This window comes from Actinoalloteichus sp. GBA129-24, from assembly GCF_001941645.1.
GTDB lineage: Bacteria > Actinomycetota > Actinomycetes > Mycobacteriales > Pseudonocardiaceae > Actinoalloteichus_A > Actinoalloteichus_A fjordicus.
This window is the reverse complement of sequence record NZ_CP016077.1, coordinates 6304423-6328645: the sequence shown is the minus strand read 5'-3', so window position 1 is coordinate 6328645 and position 24223 is coordinate 6304423. Positions and strand designations below refer to the sequence as shown.

General features: G+C 70.8%; 20 protein-coding genes. 14 read left to right on the top strand and 6 right to left on the bottom strand.

Translation table 11 applies throughout. The features are described 5' to 3' along the window. Positions 1 to 269 precede the first annotated feature (269 nt). Positions 270 to 1937, bottom strand: coding sequence for a bis-aminopropyl spermidine synthase family protein (locus tag UA75_RS27150; protein WP_075742660.1), 1668 nt, complete (start codon positions 1935 to 1937; stop codon positions 270 to 272). 143 nt (positions 1938 to 2080) lie between these two features. On the opposite strand from UA75_RS27150, the gene UA75_RS27145 reads away from it, so the two are divergent. From UA75_RS27145 to UA75_RS27130, 4 genes are all read left to right on the top strand, one after another. Continuing rightward, a complete protein-coding gene (locus UA75_RS27145) occupies positions 2081 to 3217 on the top strand; it encodes an ABC transporter ATP-binding protein (protein WP_075742659.1) in 1137 nt (378 codons plus the stop codon). Then, entirely contained in the window at positions 3217 to 3888 is a 672-nt protein-coding gene (locus UA75_RS27140; protein ID WP_075742658.1) for an ABC transporter permease, read from the top strand. Before UA75_RS27145 ends, UA75_RS27140 begins: the two co-directional genes overlap by 1 nt. Further along, positions 3885 to 4658: an ABC transporter permease gene (locus tag UA75_RS27135; RefSeq protein WP_083690921.1), complete on the top strand. Its 774-nt coding sequence runs from the start codon at positions 3885 to 3887 to the stop codon at positions 4656 to 4658. Before UA75_RS27140 ends, UA75_RS27135 begins: the two co-directional genes overlap by 4 nt. Positions 4659 to 4882: 224 nt before the next feature. After that, positions 4883 to 5770 (top strand): ABC transporter substrate-binding protein, encoded by an 888-nt coding sequence (locus tag UA75_RS27130; RefSeq protein ID WP_075742657.1) that lies wholly within the window; start codon positions 4883 to 4885, stop codon positions 5768 to 5770. A gap of 173 nt (positions 5771 to 5943) precedes the next feature. Here UA75_RS27130 and UA75_RS27125 read toward each other — a convergent pair whose 3' ends face one another. The 3 genes from UA75_RS27125 to UA75_RS27105 form a co-directional block, all read right to left on the bottom strand. Continuing rightward, positions 5944 to 6705 (bottom strand): choice-of-anchor P family protein, encoded by a 762-nt coding sequence (locus UA75_RS27125; protein WP_075742656.1) that lies wholly within the window; start codon positions 6703 to 6705, stop codon positions 5944 to 5946. A gap of 56 nt (positions 6706 to 6761) precedes the next feature. Beyond that, positions 6762 to 7583 (bottom strand): L,D-transpeptidase, encoded by an 822-nt coding sequence (locus tag UA75_RS27120; RefSeq protein ID WP_232237475.1) that lies wholly within the window; start codon positions 7581 to 7583, stop codon positions 6762 to 6764. Between the two features lie 716 nt (positions 7584 to 8299). Then, entirely contained in the window at positions 8300 to 9094 is a 795-nt protein-coding gene (locus tag UA75_RS27105) for an IclR family transcriptional regulator (protein ID WP_075742653.1), read from the bottom strand. Positions 9095 to 9233: 139 nt separating this feature from the next. Between UA75_RS27105 and hutH the strand changes: the two genes are divergently transcribed. The 10 genes from hutH (at position 9234) to UA75_RS27055 (ending at position 19821) form a co-directional block, all read left to right on the top strand. Then, entirely contained in the window at positions 9234 to 10766 is a 1533-nt protein-coding gene (gene hutH, locus UA75_RS27100; RefSeq protein WP_075742652.1) for a histidine ammonia-lyase, read from the top strand. A gap of 73 nt (positions 10767 to 10839) precedes the next feature. Beyond that, positions 10840 to 12501 (top strand): urocanate hydratase, encoded by a 1662-nt coding sequence (gene hutU, locus UA75_RS27095; protein ID WP_075742651.1) that lies wholly within the window; start codon positions 10840 to 10842, stop codon positions 12499 to 12501. A 415-nt stretch (positions 12502 to 12916) separates the two neighbouring features. Further along, the gene (locus UA75_RS27090) at positions 12917 to 13279 is read left to right on the top strand and encodes a hypothetical protein (protein ID WP_075742650.1); all 363 of its coding nucleotides are present in this window, start codon (positions 12917 to 12919) and stop codon (positions 13277 to 13279) included. Positions 13280 to 13578: 299 nt separating this feature from the next. Next, positions 13579 to 14280 carry a hypothetical protein gene (locus tag UA75_RS27085; RefSeq protein ID WP_075742649.1) on the top strand — a complete coding sequence of 234 codons (702 nt, stop codon included), beginning with the start codon at positions 13579 to 13581 and terminating at the stop codon, positions 14278 to 14280. A gap of 378 nt (positions 14281 to 14658) precedes the next feature. Further along, entirely contained in the window at positions 14659 to 15906 is a 1248-nt protein-coding gene (locus UA75_RS27080) for an allantoate amidohydrolase (protein WP_075742648.1), read from the top strand. Continuing rightward, complete coding sequence (locus tag UA75_RS27075; RefSeq protein ID WP_404800002.1) at positions 15906 to 17255, top strand: formimidoylglutamate deiminase; 1350 nt, start codon at positions 15906 to 15908, stop codon at positions 17253 to 17255. The genes UA75_RS27080 and UA75_RS27075 overlap by 1 nt, the downstream gene beginning before the upstream one ends. Further along, the gene (hutI, locus tag UA75_RS27070) at positions 17252 to 18412 is read left to right on the top strand and encodes an imidazolonepropionase (protein ID WP_075742646.1); all 1161 of its coding nucleotides are present in this window, start codon (positions 17252 to 17254) and stop codon (positions 18410 to 18412) included. Before UA75_RS27075 ends, hutI begins: the two co-directional genes overlap by 4 nt. 256 nt (positions 18413 to 18668) lie before the next feature. Next, complete coding sequence (locus UA75_RS27065) at positions 18669 to 18893, top strand: hypothetical protein (protein ID WP_157434462.1); 225 nt, start codon at positions 18669 to 18671, stop codon at positions 18891 to 18893. A 123-nt stretch (positions 18894 to 19016) separates the two neighbouring features. After that, entirely contained in the window at positions 19017 to 19490 is a 474-nt protein-coding gene (locus UA75_RS27060; RefSeq protein ID WP_083683668.1) for a hypothetical protein, read from the top strand. Further along, entirely contained in the window at positions 19480 to 19821 is a 342-nt protein-coding gene (locus UA75_RS27055) for a hypothetical protein (RefSeq protein ID WP_075742644.1), read from the top strand. The genes UA75_RS27060 and UA75_RS27055 overlap by 11 nt, the downstream gene beginning before the upstream one ends. A gap of 63 nt (positions 19822 to 19884) precedes the next feature. Here UA75_RS27055 and UA75_RS27050 read toward each other — a convergent pair whose 3' ends face one another. Continuing rightward, a complete protein-coding gene (locus tag UA75_RS27050) occupies positions 19885 to 20064 on the bottom strand; it encodes a DUF6104 family protein (RefSeq protein WP_075744266.1) in 180 nt (59 codons plus the stop codon). Between the two features lie 235 nt (positions 20065 to 20299). After that, a complete protein-coding gene (locus tag UA75_RS27045) occupies positions 20300 to 24133 on the bottom strand; it encodes a multifunctional oxoglutarate decarboxylase/oxoglutarate dehydrogenase thiamine pyrophosphate-binding subunit/dihydrolipoyllysine-residue succinyltransferase subunit (RefSeq protein ID WP_075742643.1) in 3834 nt (1277 codons plus the stop codon). Positions 24134 to 24223 lie beyond the last annotated feature (90 nt).

The following is a 24223-nucleotide window of genomic DNA, read 5'->3' as shown; positions in this document are numbered from 1 at the left end:
GGGCTCGCCCCAGGTCGGGTATCGGGGCGGGCACCGCTCGGGGCGTCCGCCGGTCTCGGGGCCGTCGACCTGATGCCGTGGACTCGGCGCCCGGGGTGCGTTCTGCCGGGGCCGTTGTGTGCCTGCCCGGTGCCGTCGGCCCTTTCGTACCGGACCCGGACCGGCGGGCGTCGGGCCAGCCCGGGGTGCGCCGAGTCCCGACGTCGAAGTCCTCGGACTCGGCGGCCCGGCCCGGCCCGGTTCGGACGCGGCGCGGTTCGGACGGGCGGCTACTCGGCCGACCCGGCGGCCGACGCGTCCTCGGCCGCAGGTTGGTCGGCGGCGGCCAGCACTGCGGCGACCCGGTGGCGGGGCAGGTCGATCAGCCGTAGGTCGAGTTCGTCGCGGCGGGGCGCCGAGGCAAGGACCAGGTCGCGAGCCTGGTTCTTCGTCAGCGTCCGACCGCGCGCCGACTCCCGGCGGATCAGCGCCTCCCGCCATACGTTGGCGATCCGGCCGTGGGCCTTGCGCAGCAGGGCGCCCGCGATCGAGCTCTCGGCGGCCGGCCGCGTCGCGTCCGGCTCCGCTGCGCTGGACGCTGCGATCGAGGACGCCACCACCACGGCGTGTCTGCCGTCCGGGGTGCTCCGATGGAACTTCAGCCGGAACTTCGCGCCGACGAGATCGCTCAGCGCCCGCTGTGCCGCCGCGTCGAGCAGGTCGGGATGGTTGTTGCGCACCAGCATGCCCAGCTGTCGGGTGTTCGCCGCCGCCAGCACCCGGAACAGCCACGGCCCTGGGTCGGCCATCGCGTCGATCAGCGCGGCGTCACCGGTGGTCGGACTCGTCCACTCGGCCTCGACCACCGGCAACGGGGTCGGTGCGGACACCAGCCCGCGCAGCGCGTCGAGCGCTGCCGCACTCGGCCCGCCGGTCGACTCGCCGGACTGCGGTCCGTGGGTGTAGATGCGGGTGTCGCCGCGCCGGGTCGTTCCCGAGCCGAGCGGCCTGCACACGTACAGATCGCTGGCGCTCCCGACCGCCTGTGCCCCGTCGTATCGGTCGAAGTCGGGCAGGATCGCCTCGAACAACATGCCCAGCCGGTGCAGTCGCTGCTGCACCTTCAGCCCGAGCGCAGGCGTGCGATCGCTGTATCCGTAGGCGATGAGCACCCGTCCACCGTCTCGGAGGCACTCGGCAGCGCGGGCGGTGAACAGTCCGACGCCCTCCGGCGTGTACGGCGGGTCGGTGAAGACCAGGTCCGAGGTACCGAGCACCGAGGGCGGCAGTCCGAAGCGCAGATCGGCGTGCAGACAGCGAATCCGCAGTCCCTCGCGCTCCGCGATCCGGTCGATGTGCGCCAGCACTCGATCGTCGACGTCGACGACGGTGATCGCCAGGTCGGGGTGCAGGCGTCCCAGCGCAGTCGAGGTCAGATCGTGGTCGCCGAGGAAGAGCACCGACGCGTTGTCCAGGTCATAGTGTGACGCCAGCCATGCGGCCCGACGCAGCACGCTCTCCGGGGTGGCCTGGACGTGGTCCAGCGCAGCCATCGGCGGGGGCACGGCGGCGACGTCCGCCCGGACGGCGGCCCGCAGCGACTCCGACAGCCGGGCTGCCGCGGGCGCCTGGTCGACGGGCGCGGGCAGCTCGGCGGTGGCGAACTCGGCGCGGTAGTCGGCGGCGCACTCGGGGCGGATGCGGACCAGCTCGCGGCCGTCGACGCGCCGTCGTCCCAGGTCGGTCCCGGTAGCGGCCAGCAGCTCCTCCACGGTGCGTCGAGGCGTCGCCTGCGTCCTGATCAGGTCTTCCACCGAGTGCCAGCCCGCGACCAGCATCGCGAGCACCCGCCTGAGCCGGAGGCCGTGCACCCCGGCGGCGCGGATCAGCGCGGCCACCGCCACGCGCGGCTCAGGGGTGGTGTGGTCGACGCCGTCCTCGGCGATGTGGTGCTCCATGCCCCGATCGTTCCACCATGCGGACATTCGCCGGGACCGGCGCCTGGTCTCCTCGAGTTTGGTCGCAGATGTCCCCTGCCGCGTCTAGGGTCGTGCGGAGCTCAGCGGCCGGGAAGCGGCCGCGCGATCACGAGGGGGCTCGGGTGATCGAGTTCCAATCAGCGACCAAACGCTTCGCCGACGGGACGGTGGCCGTCAGGGAACTCGACCTGACCGTGGAGGCGGGCACGATCACCGTCTTCGTCGGACCGTCCGGGTGCGGCAAGACCACGTCGCTGCGGATGGTCAACCGCATGGTCGAGCCGACCTCCGGCACCGTCCTGGTCGACGGCGCCGACGTCATGGCCTCCGACCCGGCCCGACTGCGCCGAGGCATCGGCTACGTCATTCAGCATGCGGGCCTCTTCCCGCACCGGTCGGTGCTCGACAACGTGGCCACCGTGCCGCTGCTCTCGGGCTGGACCCGGCGGCAGGCGCGGGCCCGGGCCGCCGAGCTGCTGGAGCTGGTCGGCCTGGCCGCCGAACTCGGCTCGCGCTACCCGGCCCAGCTCTCCGGCGGCCAGCAGCAGCGGGTCGGCGTCGCCAGGGCCCTCGCGGCCGATCCGCCGGTGTTGTTGATGGACGAGCCGTTCTCGGCGGTGGACCCGGTGGTACGGGAGGGCTTGCAGGACGAACTGCTGCGCTTGCAGAACGACCTGGACAAGACGGTCGTCTTCGTGACCCACGACATCGACGAGGCGGTGCGGATCGGCGAGCGGGTGGCGGTGTTCGCCGAGGGCGGCCGACTGGCGCAGTACGTGCCGCCCGCCGAGCTGCTGGCCTCGCCCGCTGACGACTTCGTGGCGGACTTCGTCGGACGTGACCGGGGATATCGCGGGCTGTCGTTCCTCGACGCGGCCGAACTGTCGGTCGGCGAGGTGCCGACGGCGGACGTCGGCGCGACACTGACCGGCGTGGCCGCCGGGCCCGCCGAGTGGGTGCTGGCGCTGGATGGCGAGCGAAGACCGCGTGGGTGGCTGGCGCCGGAGTCTCCGCTGCGCGGCGGTTCCGCTGCGCGACCGCTGGCCGAGTCGGACCTGCTCGCGGGCGGCTCGCTCTACACGAAGGGGACGGCGCTGCGCGGTGCCCTGGACGCCGCATTGTCGGCACCGTCCGGGCTGGGCGTCGTCGTCGACGAGGCGGGCAGACACCTCGGGGTGATCACCGCCGGTCAGGTCCTCGAGCTGGTGGAGCGTCGCCGGGATCAGCGTCGGGGACGTGACACGGGGGCCGCACTCTGATGTGGGACGACCTGGTCCGCTACCTCAGCAGTGCCAACAATCGTGAGTTCATCGGATCGCAGCTTCTCGAGCACGTCTACCTGTCGTTGACGCCGCTGCTGTTCGGGATCGCCGTCGCGATCCCGGTCGGCTGGCTCGCGCACCGCTTCCGTCGGGTCAGGGTGGCGTTGCTGACCAGCGCGAGCATCCTGTACACGGTGCCGTCGCTGGCCCTGTTCGTGGTGATCCCCGGCATCATCGGCACGCTGGTCCTGGACAGCATCAACGTGGTGGTCGCGTTGACCCTCTACACCAGCGCGCTGCTGCTGCGCCCGGTGATCGACGCGCTCGACGCGGTGCCCGATCACGTGACCGCCGCCGCCACCGCCATGGGTTATCGGCCTGCCCGTCGCTTCCTCGCCGTGGATCTGCCGCTGGCCGTCCCGGTGCTCGCCGCAGGCCTGCGCGTCGGCGCCGTGAGCAACATCAGCCTGGTCAGCGTCGGCGCGCTGATCGGCACCGGCGGCCTGGGCGTCCTGTTCACCGAGGGATTCCGGACGCGGTATCTCGCGCCGATCGTGGTGGGCATCGTGCTCACCCTGCTACTGGCCCTGGTGGTGGACCTGCTGCTGGTCGCGCTCCGCCGCAGGCTGACGCCGTGGGAACGAGTCGAGCTGGGGGCACGGTCATGATCCAAGGACTCGTCGACTGGCTGGGCGATCCGGCGAACTGGCGCGGTGTGAACGGCGTGCCGAACCGCATCGTGGAACACCTGGCCTACTGCTCGATCGCGATCCTGCTCGCGGCGTTGATCGCGATGCCGCTGGGGCTCTACATCGGGCACACCGGACGCGGCGGGGTGACGCTCGTCGGCGCGGGAAACGCCATGCGGGCGCTGCCGACGCTGGGGCTGGTGACCTTCCTGTACCTGGTGCTCGGCGGTACGCAGACCGCCACCGTGGTCGGCCTGGTCGTGCTGGCGGTGCCGCCGATCCTGGCGGGCACCTATGCCGGGGTGCAGGATGTCGACCGGCGGGTGGTGGACGCGGCGCGGGGTGTCGGCATGACCGGCTGGCAGCGACTCTGGCAGGTGGAGTTCCCCAACGCGCTTCCGCTGCTGCTCGGCGGCCTGCGCAACGCCGTCCTCCAGGTCGTGGCCACCGCGACGGTCGCCGCGTATGTCGGCCTCGGCGGGCTGGGCAGGCTGCTGCTGGACGGGATCAGGGAGCCGAACTACTCGAAGGTGCTGGCGAGCGCGCTGCTGGTCGCGTTGCTGGCCTTGACACTGGATCTGGTGCTGGCGGGCCTGCAGTGGCTGATCGTGCCGCGCGGACTCCGACCGGTCGCCACGACCATGCGGGCGGCCCGCCGGGCTCGACGGGCGGACCGACGCGAGACCGGGGCCGGTGAGTCGGATGCCGGACCGTCCGCCCCTGACCTGGCGGAGACGTCGCGACCTTGACGGCGCACCGAACGGCCGCCCGCTGGGACCTCGTCGGTGCAGGCGGGCCTCCGACATGCAGGCAGTCCTGCGGTCGATGCGCCGCCTCGGCGGGGCGCGGGACGGCGGCGGGCGCGGGCTGATCGGGGCCGCCGACGACCGCGGAGGCTGTCTGCGGTGCACGACGACCGGTTGAGACACGAGAAGGATTCATCACGATGCGACACCGAGGGAGATCACGACCGATGAGACGGGGACTGGCCACACTGGCCGTCGGAGCAGTGCTGGTGACGGGAGCCTGCGGCGGCGGCGATCCGTTGAGCAACGAGGGCGGATCGGCCGAGGACGGTCAGATCATCGTCGGCTCGGCCGACTTCGCCGAGAACCAGCTGTTGATGGAGATGTACGCCGAGGTGCTGCGGGAGGGCGGCGCCGAGGTGACCACCCGGCCGGGTGTCGGCAACCGTGAGTTCATCGTCGACGGCCTGCAGGACGGTTCGCTGACGATCGTTCCCGAGTACTCGGGGAACCTGCTGCACCACTTCGCGGAGGTGGCGCCGGGAACCTCGGCCGAGGACATCATCACGAGCCTCGACGAGTCGTTGCCTGCCGGACTCGGCATCCTCGCACCTGCCGATGCGGAGAACAGCGACGTGCTGGTGGTGACCGAGGAGACGGCGGATCGACTCGAGCTGACCTCGCTGGCCGACCTAGGACCGCAGTGCGACGAGCTGGTCCTCGGCGCGGCCGGGGAATGGGCGGAGCGGTGGGCCGAGCCGATCGCCGAACTCTACGACTGCACCTTCGCCGAGATCAGGACCACCGACGCGGGCGGCCCGATCACCGTCGACGAGCTCGCGGGTGGCAACGTCGACGTGGCGAACCTGTTCACCACGATGTCGGCCATCGAGGAGAACGACTTCGTCGAGCTCGAGGACCCCGAGCGGCTCTACCCGGCTCAGCAGGTGATCCCGCTCGTGCGCGCCGACGCGCTCAGCGACGATCAGCAGGCCGCACTCGACGAGCTGTCGGCCGCGCTGACCACGGAGAACCTCAAGGAGATGGTCCGGCGCATCGAGGTAGACCGGGAGAACTACGCCGACGTGGCACAGGAGTTCGTCGCCGGGCTCTGATCTCTCCCGGGTGCCGGTGCCGCGATGGCCTTGACGGCCGTGCCGTCGGAGCCTCGTGGAGAGGCGTCCTCGTCGAGTTCCGACACCGCGGTGGGCAGGGCCCGGTCATCGGCCCTGCCCACTCGCCTTCTCCGCACCCGGAGGGTGGAGGACTCACCTGGTGCGGCGCAAGCTCAGCCGGTCACGGGATGGTGGCCGCGGATCGGGGTGGGCCGGGGTGCGGGCTGCGGCGACTCGGCACCGGGGCCTTCGGTCTCGGGCTGCTCCGGCTCCGCACCGGGCTGCTCGGGCTCCGGTTGCTGCGGGTCGGTCGGCTCGGGAGACTCCGGCCCCTCGGCACCCGCCGCGCAGGTGGCGGAGGCGATGTCGACGCTCTGCAGCCCGGCCACCTCCACGGACAGGGCCGTGACGGTCAGCGAGCCGTCGGGGTTGGTCACCTGCCGATTCAGCAGCACCGTGGCCAGGCCGGGCACGTCGACCCCGGTGTTGGGGCCTGCCGAGGCGTCCAGCGCGACCCCGCCCAGCGTCGCGCCCACCAGCCGGGTCTCGCCCCGGCCCTGATCGCAGGTCGCCTCCACGGCGGTCGCGGCGAGATCCCCGAGGCCAAGCTCCGAGAGGAGCGCCCCGGTCAGTCCGACGCGCAGGTCCGTGACGCTCGACTTCGCACGGTGGGTGTCCACCTCGGTGTTGAGCACGCCCGCCTGGACCAGCCCGTTCGCCACGCTCAGATCGGCGACGGAGCGCTGCTGGAAGCCGTGCTCGCCGGTCAGCTGCGGCGTCGGTTCGACTGCGAGCAGGCCCTGGGCCCGCAGGGCGAAGGCCGAACTCGGCCCGGTGCCGGTCGTGTCCTGGGCCGTGGCGGGCAGCGCCGAGGCGAACTGGAGTCCGAGGACGAGGGCGAAACCGAGTGATGCGCGTGCGGTCTTGACGAACACGATTGCCTTTCCTTCTACACGTGAGTCGAGCAGAGAACGTTTCCCGATTCGTGGCGTCATCGAATCTCGACGACGGTGCCCAACGGCAGGGTGAGCAGCAGGTCCATCGCGACATCCGGAACTCGAATGCATCCGTCGCTGGTCTCGGTGCCGAACGGCGTCTCGTCCGGCCAGCCGTGAATGGCGACGGTCGCGGGACCATCCGCATAGGTGTCGAGAACCTCGGAATGCGTGCCCAGCGGCAGGGTGTACCGACTGAATTCGCTGACCGTCTCCTCGATGGAGGCAAGGAGGAATGTGCGGCCGAGCGGAGTCGGGGCCTCGGAACTGCCGACCCCGACCGTCCACCGGCCGATCTCGGTGCCGGACTCGACGACGGCGAGGGAGAACTCGTCGACGTCCACGATGACCCGGAATGCGTTGGTCGCCTCGGTCACCGTTCCGTCGGCCGAGGTCACCCAGCCGGTCGAATTGCTCGGCCGCGACGGCAGCAGGACGTGGTACCAGTCGTCCTCCTGCTCGATGACCGGCAGCCAGGTCGGTGAGCCGAGCTGTGTGGCTGGCAGCCTCGCGATCACCTCGCCGTCCTGGGAGTCGTAGACGGGAAGTTCGTCCTCGGGATGGATCACGAGGTCGCCGCCGGAGTCGGCGGGAGCGGCGTCGCTCGGTGCCGAGTCGACGACGCCGAAGGTCGTGGCCTCGGGGAGGGCGGCCAGGCCTGCCAGATCGACGGTCTGCCTGGCGGGCGGGGGCGCCTCGGCTCCGTCGTCGGTCGCGTCTCGGCCGCAGCCGGTAGCGAGGAGGATCATGGTGCCTACTGCGCAGATCGCGAGCAGTCGATTCCGGAATGCGGTCTGGCCGCGTGCGGCGGTCGTCATCGTGGTGGCTGATTCCTTTCTTCGGACTCGGCGGGTGCGACTTGATTCCGTTGCACTTCGCGCCGATCGGCGCTGCCGCCGTTCGAGTGGCGTTCCGGTATTGCCTGCGCAGACCCGGCCGGTATCTGCTGCGCGGCGAAATCGATGCACCACTCGGCGATGTCGACTGCGTTCTCCGGAGCCGCAGGATCACGGTGCGGTGACCGGGCAGGACATCGCCAGGGAGCGAAACATCCCTCGGTCGCCGGATCAACCACGCGGCGTGTACGACGAGACGGGGGTGACCTGGGCCGACGATTCATCGTCGCAGGTGACGCGAAGTCGGCTATTTCACTCTTTGGGGCGACATTCCTCAAGTCCCGTCGGTGAAATTCGGTGAAAATTGACCCGATTCACTTCGACTGTCTGTTATCAAAATACCGGGTGTAACTCGATTCAGGTGACATCTCTCACTTGTTCGAGGGGTTGACCAGGGCGTCGACGATGCGGGTCCGGCTCCAGTGTGCCGTCGAGATCGAGCCACGGGCCGCTGCGCTGGCCGGACCGTCGATGCCGCCGGCGGCGGACGATCGCCCGCCGCGAAGGGCCTGACCTCCTGTCGAGGCCGTTCGGTGCGCGGTGGCGTCGTCGAGGCGTGTCGCGGATGTCGTTCCCACGATCTGGGCCGTCCGCCCTAGCCGCCCTGGACCGCACGGCGGTTCGCGTCGACCGCCCGGTCAGGCCTCCTGCGGCGGCGTGCCGCCGAGTCGGAGAGTGAGCTCCGCAGCCGTGCGAAGGACCTCCTCGGCGAGCTCCGGCCAGGTCTGACCGCAGGGGGACTCCTGCTCGCAGACGTGCCGGATCGTCACGCTGATCGAGGCCACCGGCCTGCCGCCGTGGTCGAACACCGCCGAGGCGACCGAGGCCCACGACTCGGTGATGTACCCGTCCTCGACCGCCCAGCCCTGCCTGCGCTCCGTCGCCAGCAGCCTGCGCAGACTCGGCAAGTCCCTCGGCCCGCGCCCGGTGCGCTGGACGAAGCTGGCGGTGCCGGGGAACAGCGCCCGCACCTGGGGGGCGGGCAGATGGGCGAGTATCGCGCGGCCCGAGGCGGTGAGTTCGGCGGGCAGCCGCACTCCTACGTCGGTGACCAGGGTCTGCGGCCGGGCGGGTTGTTCCTTGGACAGGTAGACGGCCTGCGCACCGTGCAGGACGCCGAGGTGCGCGTTGTGCCCGACCTGGTCGGCCAGCCGCCGCAGCAGCGGTCGGGCCAGCCGTTCCAGGGGATCGTGTCGGAGGTAGGCCGAGCCCAACTCGAAGGCCGCCACGCCGAGCCCGTATCGGCGCTCCTCCGGCAGATGACTGACGAAACCGGTGCGGATCAGCTCTTCGAGCAGGTGATACGTCGTCGAGCGCGGCAGATCGAGTGCCCTGGCGATCACTGCGGCCGAGGTCGGCGTGGCCCGGCGGGCGAGCAGGCCCAGCACGGCCAGCCCGCGACGCAGGGCGGGAACGTCACTGCTCTCTCCCATCCCGTCCCCCCGTGCTTGTGCCTCGTCGTGCTCGTTCACATCATCCGTCTGACTAGCGGCGACGCGACAGTCTGACATCTCAGACGGAGTCATGGCCTGTCGGCTTGGGTCGTGGCGCCGCACCCGCTGTGATGGGGAGATGACGCAACCGATTGCGGTGGGTGTCGAGCCGCTCACCCGCGAGCAGATCGTCGCCGTCGCCAGAACGGGCGCAGGCGTGCGACTCACCGAGGCGGCCCGCACGGCGGTGAACGCCGCCCGGGCGCATGTCGAGGCGCTGGCGGCGGCGCCGAGGCCCACCTACGGCGTCTCCACCGGCTTCGGTGCGCTGGCGACCCGGCACATCCCGCCGGACCGGCGGGCCGACCTCCAACGGTCGCTGGTGCGTTCCCATGCTGCGGGCGCGGGTGCTCCGGTGGAGCCCGAGGTCGTGCGGGCGATGATGCTGCTGCGGCTGGGCACGCTGGCCGCCGGGCACAGCGGCGTCCGGTCGGAGACGGTGGACGCGCTGGCGGCGCTGGTGAACTCGGGCCTGACCCCGGTGGTGCACGAGCACGGCTCGCTGGGCTGCTCCGGCGACCTCGCACCGCTGGCCGCCGTCGCATTGACGCTGCTGGGGGAGGGCGAGGTTCACGACGCGGCAGGCCGACGGCGGCCGACGGCCGAGGCGTTCGCCGAGCACGGGCTGCGCGCGGTCACGCTCCGGGAGAAGGAGGGCCTGGCACTGACCAACGGCACCGACGGGATGCTCGGGATGCTGGTGCTGGCCGCCGCCGACCTCGCCGCCGCCCTGGACGTCGCCGACGTCACCGCCGCGATGAGCGTCGAGGCGCTGCTGGCCACCGACCGCGTCTTCGCCCCCGAGCTCCAGACCCTGCGCCCGCATCCGGGCCAGGCCCGCTCGGCCGCCCGGCTGACCGCGCTGCTCGCCGACTCCGAGATCGTGGCCAGCCATCGCGGCCCCGACTGCAATCGGGTGCAGGACGCCTACTCGCTGCGCTGCGCCCCGCAGGTCCACGGCGCCGCTCGCGACACCCTGACCCACGCCGAGCTGGTCGCCGACCGGGAGCTGGCCTCGGTCATCGACAACCCGGTGGTGCTGGCCGACGGCCGGGTGGAGTCCAACGGCAACTTCCATGGCGCCCCGGTGGGCTACGTGCTCGACTTCCTGGCCGTGCCCGTCGCCGACGTCGCGAGCATGGCCGAGCGCCGCACCGACCGGCTGCTCGACGTGCACCGCTCCCACGGGCTGCCGCCGTTCCTGGCCGCCGATCCCGGTGTCGACTCCGGCTACATGATCGCCCAGTACACCCAGGCCGCCGTGGTCTCCGAACTGAAGCGCCTCGCGTCACCCGCTTCGGTGGACTCCATTCCCAGCTCGGGAATGCAGGAGGACCATGTGTCCATGGGCTGGTCGGCGGCCCGCAAGCTGCGCAGAGGACTGGACGGACTGCACACCGTCCTGGCCGTCGAGCTGCTCGCCGCCGCCCGCGCACTCGACCTGCGCGCACCGCTGCGGCCCTCCCCGGCGACCGGCGCCGCCGTCGCCCTGCTGCGCCGCCACGTCCCCGGCCCCGGACCCGACCGCCACCTGGCCCCCGACATCGCCGTCGCGCGGGAACTCGTGACCTCCGGCGCATTACTGGACGCCGTCACGCCGCATCTGACCTGACGTCGTCGATGCGCACCGAGCCGCACCACGTCTGAACAGCCGTTTCAGCCGTTCGTCGATAGGAGTTCTCTTCGTGACCACCGGACCTCGCACCGTCCGCGCCGCCCGAGGCACCACGCTGACCGCCAAGAGCTGGAACACCGAGGCGGCGCTGCGGATGCTGTGCAACAACCTTGATCCCGACGTGGCCGAGCGGCCCGACGACCTCGTGGTCTACGGCGGCACCGGCAAGGCCGCCAGAAACTGGGCGAGCTTCGACGCCATCACCCGCGAGCTGACCACCCTTGCCGACGACGAGACGCTGCTCGTCCAGTCCGGCAAGCCGGTCGGCGTGCTGCGCACCCATGAGTGGGCGCCTCGGGTGCTGATCGCCAACTCCAACCTGGTGGGCGACTGGGCGAACTGGCCGGAGTTCCGCAGGCTGGAGCACCTCGGCCTGACGATGTACGGGCAGATGACCGCAGGATCGTGGATCTACATCGGCACCCAGGGCATCCTGCAGGGGACCTACGAGACCTTCGCGGCCGTCGCGAACAAGCGGTTCGGCGGCAGCCTGGCGGGCACGCTCACCCTCACGGCCGGTCTGGGCGGGATGGGCGGCGCCCAGCCGCTGGCGGTGACGATGAATGACGGCGTCGCGCTGGTCGTGGAGGTCGACCCGGAGCGGGCCCGTCGCCGGGTGGAGACCCGATACCTCGACGAGATCGCCGAGGACGTCGACGACGCCGTGGCCAGGGTGCTCGCCGCCAAGCGTGCGCGCCGGGCGCTGTCGGTCGGTCTGATCGGCAACGCCGCCGAGGTCTTCCCCGAGCTGCTGCGTCGCGGTGTGGAGATCGACATCGTCACCGACCAGACCTCCGCACACGACCCGCTGTCCTACCTGCCCAAGGGCGTCGAGCCTGCGGACTGGGCGGACTACGCCGAGCGCAAGCCGGAGGAGTTCACCGACCGGGCGCGGGCGTCGATGGTCGACCACGTCGCCGCGATGGTCGGTTTCCAGGAGGCGGGCGCGGAGGTCTTCGACTACGGCAACTCCCTCCGGGGCGAGGCCAGGATCGGCGGCTACGAGCGCGCCTTCGACTTCCCCGGCTTCGTTCCCGCCTACATCCGCCCGCTGTTCGCGGAGGGACGCGGTCCGTTCCGCTGGGCGGCCCTGTCCGGCGACCCGGCGGACATCCGGCGCACCGACGAGGCCATCCTGGAGCTGTTCCCGGACGACAAGCCGCTGGCCCGCTGGATTCGGATGGCTCAGGAGCGGGTCGAGTTCCAGGGGCTGCCCGCCCGAATCTGCTGGCTGGGCTACGGCGAACGTCATCTGGCGGGACTCCGGTTCAACGAGCTGGTCGCCTCCGGCGAGATCAGCGCGCCGCTGGTGCTGGGGCGGGACCACCTGGACTCCGGCTCGGTGGCCTCGCCGTACCGGGAGACCGAGGGCATGGCCGACGGCTCCGACGCGGTGGCCGACTGGCCGCTGCTCAACGCGCTGATCAACACGGCCTCGGGGGCCACCTGGGTGTCGATCCACCAGGGCGGCGGCGTCGGCATGGGCCGGTCCATTCACGCGGGCCAGGTGACGGTGGCCGACGGCACCGAGCTGGCCGCGCGCAAGATCGAGCGGGTGCTCACCAACGACCCGGGCATGGGCGTGCTGCGGCACGTCGACGCCGGATACGAGCGTGCCGAGCAGGTGGCGGCCGAACGCGGACTGCGCATCCCGCTGTCCGACGTCGAGTGATCCGCCCCGGTGCCCGTCTTCGCCTGCGGCGGGCGGGCACCGGGCTTCGCCTGCGGTGACGGCGACTCCGGGTGATCATGAATTTCCCGCCGTCGCGTCCGGTCCTTCTTGATCATCACTCTCCGGTGGTCGATTCCGTTGCGAAACTCCGCTCGGTCATCGTTGATCTTTATCGCCGCGCGCTTCGGTGACCTGCTTTCGTGATCCTCGGAATTCATCGACTCGGAATGCTCGACCCAATTATCTTGGATGGTGATCCAGGCTGCGGGGGTGTGATGGGTGGCGTAGGCGAAGCAGTGCGGACGCCGAACGAGGCGTCTACCGGTTCCTTCGTGCCCCGGGGAACTCCCGGAAACTCGCCAGGATCTCCATCTGGGGCGCGATCTTCGACTTCGAATGGGAGAGGACCGATGAGATGTCCGATCACTATGAGGTCTTCTTCGACGCGGCGGGTACCGGCCGTTCCCTCGAGGAGGTCGCTCGACTGGTGTCGACGGCCGTCGACATCCCACTCCAGCGTGACGACGACCCGGATCGGGAATACTGGGCGGAACGCGACGGCGTCTTCTTCGATCTCTACTCCGATCACGGGATGGAGGACGACGCGGGAATTCCCTTCGAACGTATGCCGTATTCACTCACACTGCGCAGCGGGACGTCGGGACTCGGCCGGCAACGAGTGATCGCCGAGCAGGTCTTCGACCGATTGTGCGCCGAAGGGCTGCGGCCGGTCTATCTGGTCTGGGGCATCGAGAAGATCATCCGACACGCCGACTGACTCGACTTCCGCACGGTGGGCCGAGCGAGCGCGCCATGCCGTGATCCCGACAGGAGTCGTGTCCGATGCCGTGCCGAACGTCCCTGCCCGCAGCCTGCCCAGCAGGCTGACCGTCGAGGCAGACCGTGCCACGCGTCGCTCCTCCTCCGATCGCCGCCCGAACTCGTGAATCTTCTCCGTCAGATCTTCGTCATAACGGGCGAAGAGGCTCGTCCCATCAGCGGAACCCGCAGGATCTCCGGCCTCGCAGTCGAGCGCCCGAGGACCTGATCGCCGCGAGACGAACGGAGAACCCGCCGATGACCCAGCACGATCACGCGTTCCCCGCAGGCAGGAGAGCCTCCGACGTGATCGCAGGCCCGGCGCCGTCGCCCCGCGTCGCAGGCGACTCGTCCGGACGCGCCCGGCCCGGTCGTGCGGAGTTCGGCGTGGCCTCGGTGGGGCGGCCGGTGGGTCCGCAGGACTCCTCGGCGCGTCCGCTGCCGCCACGGCCGTTGCCACCCCGGCCGACCCCGCCGCGTCCCACGGCGCCGTGGCCGAGATCCGCCGCCGACGTCGAGCGCCGACGTCCGGCGCCGGGCACCGTCGACGAGGCGCTGGACGCGCTCACCCGACGTCGGTTCATCGCCTCTCGTGCGCCCGGCGATGACCAGGTGCCCTTCACCCTGCTCTACACCTACGGCTGGCCGGGACACGTCGACGCCGTCCACCTGCGTGCCGAGGACGACGCCACGGCCGTGCGCTTCCGGTCGTCGAGCTGCTGCGGTGCGGGACCGCCGCTGCTCGGCGAGGACGACCTGGTGTGGCGATGCGAAGGCGACTTCCTCACCGTGGTCGGCGAACTGATCGAGCTTCCCGAGCCGGGGGATCGCGGCGCACCCGAGCGTGCCCTGCGCGTCCCCAGCGGACTCTGGATTCCCCGGACCGCCGACGCGCTCACCTTTCACCGAGGGGCCGCCGCACCCGCAGGATGGGCTCCCCGGCCCGCCGAGGTCCGCTAGCAGACACCTCGGCACTCCAGGTCCGAGAACGCGCTGATCCCCGGCCGTTCGACCTCGGACTCTCCCTGGACCACTCCGAACGCGAGTCGGACCTGCCCCCGGTCCGGCCCGCGCGACCAGCAGGCTGCCGAACGGAGGTGACCACAGCGACAGTGATCGTCCGACAGGGATGAGCCTCGGCGGTCGCGGTCTCGCACCGAGCGCGCCTTCGGTGCGGGCCGCGCCCGCTGAGCACCCGACGCGGCCCGCGACGCCTCGTCGGCAGGCCGCCCAGCCGCCGCCTGCGCGCTTCCGACCGTGTATCGGCCGCTCACCGGGAGTCATGTGGTGTCGTAAGGGGGAAGTACCCGCCCCACTCGGGACCAGGAGGCCGCCACCATGTCCGGCTCGCCGCACCCAACGCCGCCGCCCGCCACTCCGCCGACGCGGGCCACCGCCACCGGTCTGCTGGCCGCCATCGCCGACGTCGGAACGGACCGACGCCGGGGCGGCTTCTCCCGGCACGGCTACGACGATGCCGAACTCGACCTGCGCGCGTGGTTCGTCGAACAGGCTCGACGACGTGATCTCGACGTCCGCACCGACCGCAACGGCAACATCTGGGCGTGGTGGGGCGAACCGGGACCGGACGCCGTCATCACCGGCAGCCACCTGGACTCCGTGCCAGGCGGCGGCGCGTTCGACGGGCCGTTGGGCGTGGTCAGCGCGCTGGCGGCGGTCGACGAACTGCGCGCTAAGGGCTTCACGCCGCGCAGGCCGTTGGCGATCGTCGTGTTCGCCGAGGAGGAGGGCGGCCGATTCGGCGTCGCCTGCCTCGGCTCACGGCTCCTCGCAGGCACCATCGACCCGGCGCAGGCCGCCGCGCTGCGCGACCCCGACGGCGTGAGCCTCGGCGAGGCGATGGCCGCCGCCGGAGTCGACCCGACCCGGCTCGGCCGGGACGACGAGGCACTGGCTCGGATCGGCTGCTTCGTCGAGCTGCACGTGGAGCAGGGGCGCGGACTGATCGATCATGCCGCGCCCGTCGGCGTCGCCTCGTCGATCCTGGCGCACGGCCGCTGGCGGTTCTCCTTCACCGGGGAGGGCAACCACGCGGGCGCCACGCCCATCGCCGATCGACGCGACCCGATGCTGCCCGCCGCCGGACTCGTGCTGGCCGCGCGTCGGATCGCCGCCGAGGTCGAGGGGGCCAGGGCGACCGTCGGCCGCCTGGTGCCTAATCCGGGCGGCACCAACGTGATCGCCTCCGCCGTCGATCTGTGGCTCGACGCCCGAGCCGAGGACGACGCCCGGACGAGGACCGTCGTCGAACGGATCCGGGACGCCGCGGCGGAGGTGGCCGAGGCCGAGGGCTGTGCGGTGCGGATCACCGAGGAGTCCTACGGCGACACCGTCCACTTCGACCCGGCCCTGCGGGACGACCTCGCCGCCGCGTTGGGCGGTGTCCCCGCGTTGCCGACCGGGGCAGGTCACGACGCGGGAGTCCTGGCCGCGCGGGTGCCCACGGCTATGCTCTTCGTGCGCAACCCGACGGGGGTGAGTCATGCCCCCGCCGAACATGCGGAACCCGAGGACTGCGAGGACGGCGTGCAGGCACTGACCACTGTCCTGGAGAAGCTCGCATGATGCGTTGCTGGGCGCCGTACGCACTGGTCGGCGGCGATGCTCCGCGCGTCGAGTGGGGCGTGCTGCTGGAGATCGCCGACGGCCGTTTCCACACCGTCCGTCCGGGGGTCGCGGCCCCGCCGGACGCGGCCCGGCTCAGCGGGCTCGCCGTCCCCGGGCTGGCCAACGCCCACTCGCATGCCTTCCATCGCGCGCTGCGCGGTCGGACGCACGTCGGCGGCGGGACCTTCTGGACGTGGCGCAAGCAGATGTACGCGCTGGCCGAGCGGCTCAACCCCGACAGCTACTACCGGCTGGCCCGTGCGGTCTACGGCGAGATGGTGCTGGCGGGTGTCACCAGCGTCGGTGAGTTCCACTACCTGCACCACGACATCGGCGGCATCCGCTACGACGACCCCAACGAGATGGGGCTGGCGCTGGTCGCCGCCGCCAGGGACGCCGGGCTGCGGATCACCCTGCTGGACACCTGTTACCTGGCGGGCGGCTTCGGCAAGCCGTTGGAGGGCGTCCAGCTGCGCTTCGGCGACGTCGACGCCGACGGGTGGGCGGTGCGAGCCGAGGCGCTGCTGGCCCAGCTCACCGATCGACCCGGCGTCGACCCCTATCGCGTGCGGATCGGCGCGGCCGTCCACTCGGTGCGCGGGGTGCCTGCCGAGGCGTTGAGCGTCGTCGCAGGCTGGTCACAGCGATTCCGCGCGCCGCTGCACGTCCATCTGTCGGAGCAGCGTGCCGAGAACGACGCCTGTCACGCGGCGCACGGCGTCACCCCCACCCAGCTCCTCGCCGACCACGGGGTGCTCGGTGAACTGACCACCGCCGTGCACGCCACGCATCTGAGCGTCCCCGACATCGCGCTGCTGGGCTCGACCGCCACCGGCGTCTGTCTGTGCCCCACCACCGAGCAGGACCTCGCCGACGGCATCGGCCTCGGCCGCAACCTGCTGGACTCGGGCTCGCCGCTGTCGCTCGGCAGCGACGGACACTCGATGATCGACATGTTCGCCGAGGCCAGGGCCGTGGAGATGCACGAGCGACTGCGGACCGAGACCCGAGGTCACTTCAGCGCCGAGGAGTTGTGGACCGCCGCGACGGCGGCGGGACACGCTTCCCTGGGATGGCCGTCCACCGGGGTGATCGAGACGGGGGCGCGCGCCGATCTGGTGACCATCGACCTCGACGGCGTCCACCTCGCGGGCATCGAGCCGAGTGCGGCGATCTTCGCCGCGACGGCCGCCGACGTCCGTGACGTGATCATCGAGGGCAGACAGATGGTGCAGGACCGCACCCACCTCACCCTCGGTGATCCGGCCGCCCTGATGCGCGAGGCGATCGAGGAGCTGCGGCGATGACCAGCACCCTGATCACCGGCATCGGCGAGCTGACCACCAACGACGACGAACTCGGCAGACTCGCCTCCTCCGCATTGGTGCTCGACGGCGACCGGGTCGCGTGGGTCGGCTCCGCCGCCGGGGCGCCCGAGGCCGACGAGCGTCTCGACGTGGCGGGTCGGGCCGTGCTGCCCGGCTGGGTGGACAGCCACACCCACCTCGTGTTCGCGGGCGATCGCACGGCGGAGTTCGAGGCCAGGATGGCGGGGGAGGCCTATCGGGCGGGCGGCATCGCCGTCACCGTGGCGGCGACCCGCGCGGCCACCGACGCGGAGCTGGCCGCCGGACTTCGGCGGCATCTGGCGGAGGCCGCCGCGCAGGGCACCACCTGCGTGGAGACCAAGACCGGCTACGGACTGACCGTCGCCGACGAGGTCCGAGCGGCCCGGATCGCGGCCGAGGCGGCCGACGAGGTCACGTTCCTCGGCGCGCACCTGGTGCCGCCGGGCGCCGACGCCGAGGAGTATCTCGACCTGGTGTGCGGCCCGATGCTCGCCGCCGTGGCGCCGCATGTCCGCTGGGCGGACGTGTTCTGCGAGACCGGCGCGTTCGACGAGGAGCAGTCGCGGCGGGTGCTACGGGCGGCGGCGGCACACGGCCTCGGCCTGCGGGTCCACGGCAACCAGCTCGGGCGCGGGCCCGGCGTGCGACTTGCGGTGGAGGTGGGCGCGGCCAGCGTCGACCACTGCACGCATCTCGCGGACTCCGATGTCGCGGCATTGGCCGACTCGGCGACGGTGGCGACCCTGCTGCCCGCCTGCGACCTGTCCACCCGGCAGCCGCTGCCGCCCGCCCGACGGCTGCTCGACGCGGGCGCGACGGTGGCGCTGGCCTCGAACTGCAATCCGGGGTCGTCCTACACGTCCTCGATGGCGTTCTGCGTCGCGACCTCGGTGTTGCAGATGGGACTGAGCGTCGAGGAGGCGGTGCGGGCCGCCACCTGGGGCGGCGCGCGGGCCCTGCGGCGCGAGACCGGTGACGGTGCGGTGGGCGTGCTGCGTCCCGGCGCCCGAGCCGACGTCCACGTCCTCGACGCGCCCTCGGTGACGCACCTGGCCTATCGGCCGGGAGTCCCGCTGACCCACGCCGTATGGCGGGCGGGCGAGCGGGTGCGCTGACCCGGCCGGGCGCTTGCCGTCGGTGAGCCGCCCGCCGCCCGCGAACGCCTGCGGAGATGTCTCGGCGACCTCGGGCGCACGAGAGATCGCCCCGCCGCCGTCTGTCGCAGACCGGAGCCGGGCGCCGTGCCGGTGCACTCGTGATCAGTTCGTGGGAGAGGCCTCGGAGCCCTGAGGTCGTCACGACCCCCCGTCTGCCGTCGCGTGATCCGAATGCGCCAAGATCGGACGCACGCGGAGAGTGAGGGGGCATGTCGTGACGGTGATGGAGGTGGTCGAACGGCTCCGGCGCGCGCATGAGCTGTTGGGTGAGGCATGGCGGGCCGTCGAGCGGGCGGAGGAGGCGCTCGTCGAGGGGGACTCGCTCTTCGCCGTCGTCACCACCGGTTCGACCCGGCCTGAGGTCGTGGGGGCTGCACAGTGCGCTGCGGCGGCGCTGGAGGATCTGCGACGCAGTACGGGGGCCATCGGCGGCGCTTAGGACATCCTCGATCGCTATTGCCTGGCCATCGCCGGGCACGGGATCGCCGGGCACCGGGTCGCCGACGACGCACTGACGGCGGCACGGCCGACGGGAGCCACCGAATCCGCCGACCCGGCACAAGTGACCGACACCGATGGCCGCAGCCACGATCCCGGTTCCGCAGCTCCCGTCGGCGACGCCGCCGCCCACTACGCCGACTGGGTCGCCGAACTCCGACTCCACGGCACCAGGATCAACCCGAAGAAGATCATCCGGATGACGCGTCTCCGCGACGGTCGCATCGCCTGGCTGGAGATCGGGTCGAAGACGGCGGGGCTCGCGCACATCCTCGAACCTGCGAAGGTCGACAACTTCGAAAGACTGGGCACCCCGCGAGAACGCATCGTGGATCTCGTGTTCACCGTGATCGAGCGTGGGAGGTTGATCGGCTATCACGGTGCGGACCGGCCCGTTTACGAGATCGTGATCGACGGCAGTACGCGCCGGGTGGCGGTCGACGTCTCGAAGAACGGATTCATCGTCGGTGCGCACCCTGTGGGACTGAGAAGGAAGGTTCGACCGAATCGTGACCGAAGGAACTTCCGTGAGCTATGACGTCACCCTGCTCGTGGGATACGGCGAATATCCCTTCTACTACGACCATCCGCGAGATGAGACCACCGACCACAGCATCGAGGAGGCGGGTGAGGACCTGGGGTTGAGTGCGGAGCTGGTTCGGGAGTTGTGGGTGTGGGACGACGAGTTCCAGCAGACCTATAACCCGATCGACGGACGCCGCTCGGCCTTCCCCGCCGCCGAGGCGGAACGGTCCTGGGTGGAGCGGGGCAGGGGGCTGGCTGAGCGGGTCGGGCGGGAGTCTGCGGTGATCGCGCGGATCGAGTATCGGGGTTTCGGCGGCGTCGCCCCCGGCACCTGCGTGTTCTGACGGCCCGTCGCGGAGACCATCTGGCGAGAGGCGTCGCCGCACCGGGCGAGGACGCCGACGCGCTCAGTCCTCGTCGTCGGAGTCGTCGCGGGCCAGATAGGTGGCCAGGCGCTCGACGGCGTCCTCGAATTCGGGGTTGCCGTCCACGAAGGCGCGGAGGCGGTCGGCAAGCCAGGACAGGGTGACCGACTCGTCACCGCGACGTTCCTCGAGTTCCTCGATGCCTCTGTCGGTGAAGTACAACGCTGCCTCCGGCAACGGGTGGGGGATACGGGGAATCGGTTCTGCGGCGTAGCAGAGCGGGCGGGCCGAACGACGCAGGCGCAGCCTGCCGGAGCCGCCACAGCCACCCGACAGCCGGACCGCACCGTGGTCAGGCGACTCGTCGACCGGCGAGGCAGTCACCTCGGCCGGACACAGAACCGGGCCGCGCCGAGGAGTGCCCGACGCGACCCGGTAAGCCTAGACCGGCGACTGATCAGCTCAGCGCGGTGTCCAGGATCTCCTTCTGCTCCACCTCGTGGACCTTGTTCGAGCCCGCCGACGGCGCGGCCATCGCCCGCCGCGACACGCGCTTGAGGCCCGACAGCCGCTCCGGAAGCAGATCCGGGAGGTTCAGGCCGAGGAACGGCCAGGCGCCCTGGTTGGCGGGCTCCTCCTGGACCCAGCGGATGTCCTGTGCGTTCGGGTACCGCTCCAGCGCCGCCGCCAGCTTGCGCCTCGGCACTGGGTAGAGCTGCTCCATCCGCAGGATCGCCGTGTCGGTGAGGCCCCGCTTGAGCCGCTCGGCGTTCAGCTCATAGGAGATCTTCCCGCTGCACAGCAGCACCCGCGTCACCGCGTTCGGGTCCTTCACCGTCGGGTCGTCCAGCACCGACTGGAACTTGCTGCCCTCGGTGAAGTCGGCGAGGTCGCTCACCGCCGCCTTCAGCCGCAGCAACTGCTTGGGCGTGAAGACCACCAGCGGCCGGTTCACCCCGTCGAGGGCGTGCCTGCGCAGCAGGTGGAAGTAGTTCGCGGGCGTCGACGGCATCGACACCGTCATCGAGCCCTCGGCGCAGAGTTGGAGGAACCGTTCGATTCGCCCGGAGGTGTGGTCCGGCCCCTGCCCCTCGTGGCCGTGCGGCAGCAGCAGCACCACGTCGGAACGCTGCCCCCACTTCGCCTCACCGGAGGAGATGAACTCGTCGATGATCGGCTGCGCGCCGTTGACGAAGTCGCCGAACTGCGCCTCCCACAGCACCAGGGCATCGGGGTTGGCCACCGAGTAGCCGTACTCGAAGCCCAGGGCCGCGAACTCCGACAGCGCCGAGTCGTAGGCCATGAACCGGGCCTGATCCTCGGCCAGGTTCTGGAGCGGGATGTACTCCGCGCCGCTCTTCTTGTCGATGATCGCGGCGTGCCGCTGTACGAAGGTGCCCCGGCGGGTGTCCTGACCCGAGAGCCGGACGAGCCTGCCTTCCTTGACCAGCGAGCCGAGCGCGAGCAACTCGGCGAACGCCCAGTCGACGGCGCCTTCGCGGGCCATCTTCCCGCGCCGCTCCAGCACCGGCTTCACCCTGGGATGCGGGGTGAAGCCCTCCGGCAGTTCGGTGTGGGCATCGGCGATCCGAATGATCGTCTCCGCGCTGACCGAGGTGTTGAGCTTGGCGGGCACGAGCTGCTCGGACTCCACCGAGGGGCTGGCGGTCGGTGGGTGCTTCTCCAGCTCCCGCACCTCGTTGAAGACGTACTCGAGCTGGCTGGCGTAGTCGCGCAGCGCCTTCTCCGCGTCCTCCACGGAGATGTCTCCCCGGCCGATCAGCGACTCGGTGTAGGTCTTGCGGACGCTGCGCATCGTGTCGATGACGCTGTACATCTTCGGCTGGGTCATCGAGGGGTCGTCGCCCTCGTTGTGGCCGCGACGCCGGTAGCAGACCATGTCGATCACGACGTCCTTGCCGAACGCCTGCCGGTACTCCACCGCCAGCTTCGCCGCCCAGACACACGCCTCGGGGTCGTCGCCGTTGACGTGGAACACGGGGGCGCCGATCATCTTCGCGACGTCCGTGGAGTACTGGCTGGACCGCGAGTGCTCCGGGGCGGTGGTGAAGCCGACCTGGTTGTTGATGATCACGTGCAGCGAGCCGCCGGTGCGGTAGCCGCGCAGCAACGACAGGTTCAGCGTCTCGGCCACCACACCCTGACCGGCGAACGCGGCGTCGCCGTGCAGCAGGACCGGGAGCACGGTGAACCCGTTCTCGCCCTTGTCGATCATGTCCTGCTTGGCGCGCACGATGCCTTCCAGCACCGGGTTCACCGCTTCGAGGTGCGAGGGGTTCGAGGTCAGCGACACCGTGGTCTCGCCGTCGCCGAACATCCGGAAGTACTTGCCCTCGGCGCCGAGGTGGTACTTCACGTCGCCGGAGCCGTGCGCCTGTCCGGGGTCGAGGTTGCCCTCGAACTCGCGGAAGATCTGCGCGATCGGCTTGCCGACCACGTTGGCCAGGACGTTGAGCCTGCCTCGGTGCGGCATGCCGATGACGACCTCGTCGAGCTCGTGCTCGGAGGCCTTGTCCAGGACCGCGTCCAGCAGCGGGATCACCGTCTCGCTGCCCTCCAGCGAGAACCGCTTCTGCCCGACGTACTTGGTCTGGAGGAAGGTCTCGAAGGCCTCGGCGGCGTTGAGCTTGGACAGGATGTACTTCTGCTCGGCGGCGTCGGGGTGGCGGTGCGGCACCTCGACGAGCTTCTGCAGCCACTCCCGCTCGTCCGGCTCCAGGATGTGCATGTACTCCACACCGACGGTGCGGCAGTAGGAGTCGCGCAGCACCCCGAGGACGTCCCGCAGCTTCATCCGCTCGCTGCCCGCGAAGCCGCCGACGGCGAACTCCCGGTCCAGGTCCCACAGCGTCAGCCCGTGCGACAGGATGTCCAGGTCGGGGTGGCGCCGCTGCCGGTAGTTCAGCGGGTCGGTGTTGGCCATCAGGTGGCCTCGGGTGCGATAGGCGTCGATCAGCTCCAGCACGCGGGCGGTCTTGTCGACGGCGCCCTCGGGGATGTCGCTGACCCAGCGCACCGGCTCGTACGGCAGCCGCAGCGACGTGAAGATGTCGTCGTAGAAGCCGTCCTCGCCGAGCAGCAGCTGGTGGACCCGCCGCAGGAAGTCGCCGGACTCGGCGCCCTGGATGATCCGGTGGTCATAGGTCGAGGTCAGCGTCATGATCTTGCTGATGCCGAGCTTGACCAGCGCCTTCTCGCTGCTGCCCTGGAATTCCGCCGGGTACTCCATCGCACCGACGCCGACGATCGTGCCCTGTCCCGCGGTCAGCCTCGGCACCGAGTGATTGGTGCCGATGGTGCCCGGGTTGGTCAGCGAGATCGTGGTGCCTGCGAAGTCGTCCGCCGTGAGCTTGCCGGTCCTGGCCTTGCGGATGATGTCCTCGTAGGCCTGCCAGAACTGCAGGAAGGTGGTGCCCTCGCAGCCCTTGATGGACGCGACCACCAGCGAACGCGAGCCGTCCTTGCCGGGCAGGTCGATGGCCAGGCCCAGGTTGACGTGCTCCGGGGTGACCACGGTCGGCTTGCCCGCGGTCTCGGCGTAGAAGCGGTTCATGCCGGGGAAGCTCTCCAGCGCCCGGACGATCGCGTAGCCGATGAGGTGGGTGAAGGAGACCTTGCCGCCCCGCGTCCGCTTCAGGTGATTGTTGATCACGATGCGGTTGTCGAACAGCAGCTTCGCGGGCACTGCCCGCACGCTCGTCGCGGTCGGGACCGTGAGCGACTGCTCCATGTTCTTGGCGATGGCTGCCGCAGCGCCGCGCAGCGGCTTGCGCTGCTCGCCCGCCGGCTTGTCGTCCTTGTCCTTGACCGGAGTCTTGGTCGCGGCCTTCTGCGGGGACGGCTTGCCGGTCGGCTGCGTCGCGGTCTGCGTGGAAGAGGCGGTAGTCGAGGTCGCTGTGCTCATCGTCTTCTGCGAGTCGGTGGCGGCGGGACTGCTCTTCGCCGCTGCGGGAGTCGTCGTCTTGGGGGTTGTCGTCGCGGGGGTTGCGGGCGCCGTCGTCGCGACCTGCTCTCGCTGTCCGTTCCGCTGTGCGGACGCGGCCTGCTGCCCGGTCTTCGTCTGGGTGGTGGTACCCGTCGATGAGGTCCCGCCGACCTGCTCGGCTGACTCTCGGCCGTCTCGTCCCGTCCGCTGGGTGGGCTTGTAGTCGGCGAAGAAGTCGTGCCACGCGGGGTCTACTGATGACGGGTTGGTGAGGAACTGCTCGTACATCTCCTCGACCAGCCACTCGTTAGGGCCGAACTGTGACGCAGGGGTGCTGCTGGACACGGCTCCCGTTCGCCTCGATCCGTCTGCTAGGGGTTATTGAGACACTGTTCCTAGGCTAATCCTCCCAAAGATGTGGTTGTTACAAGACTG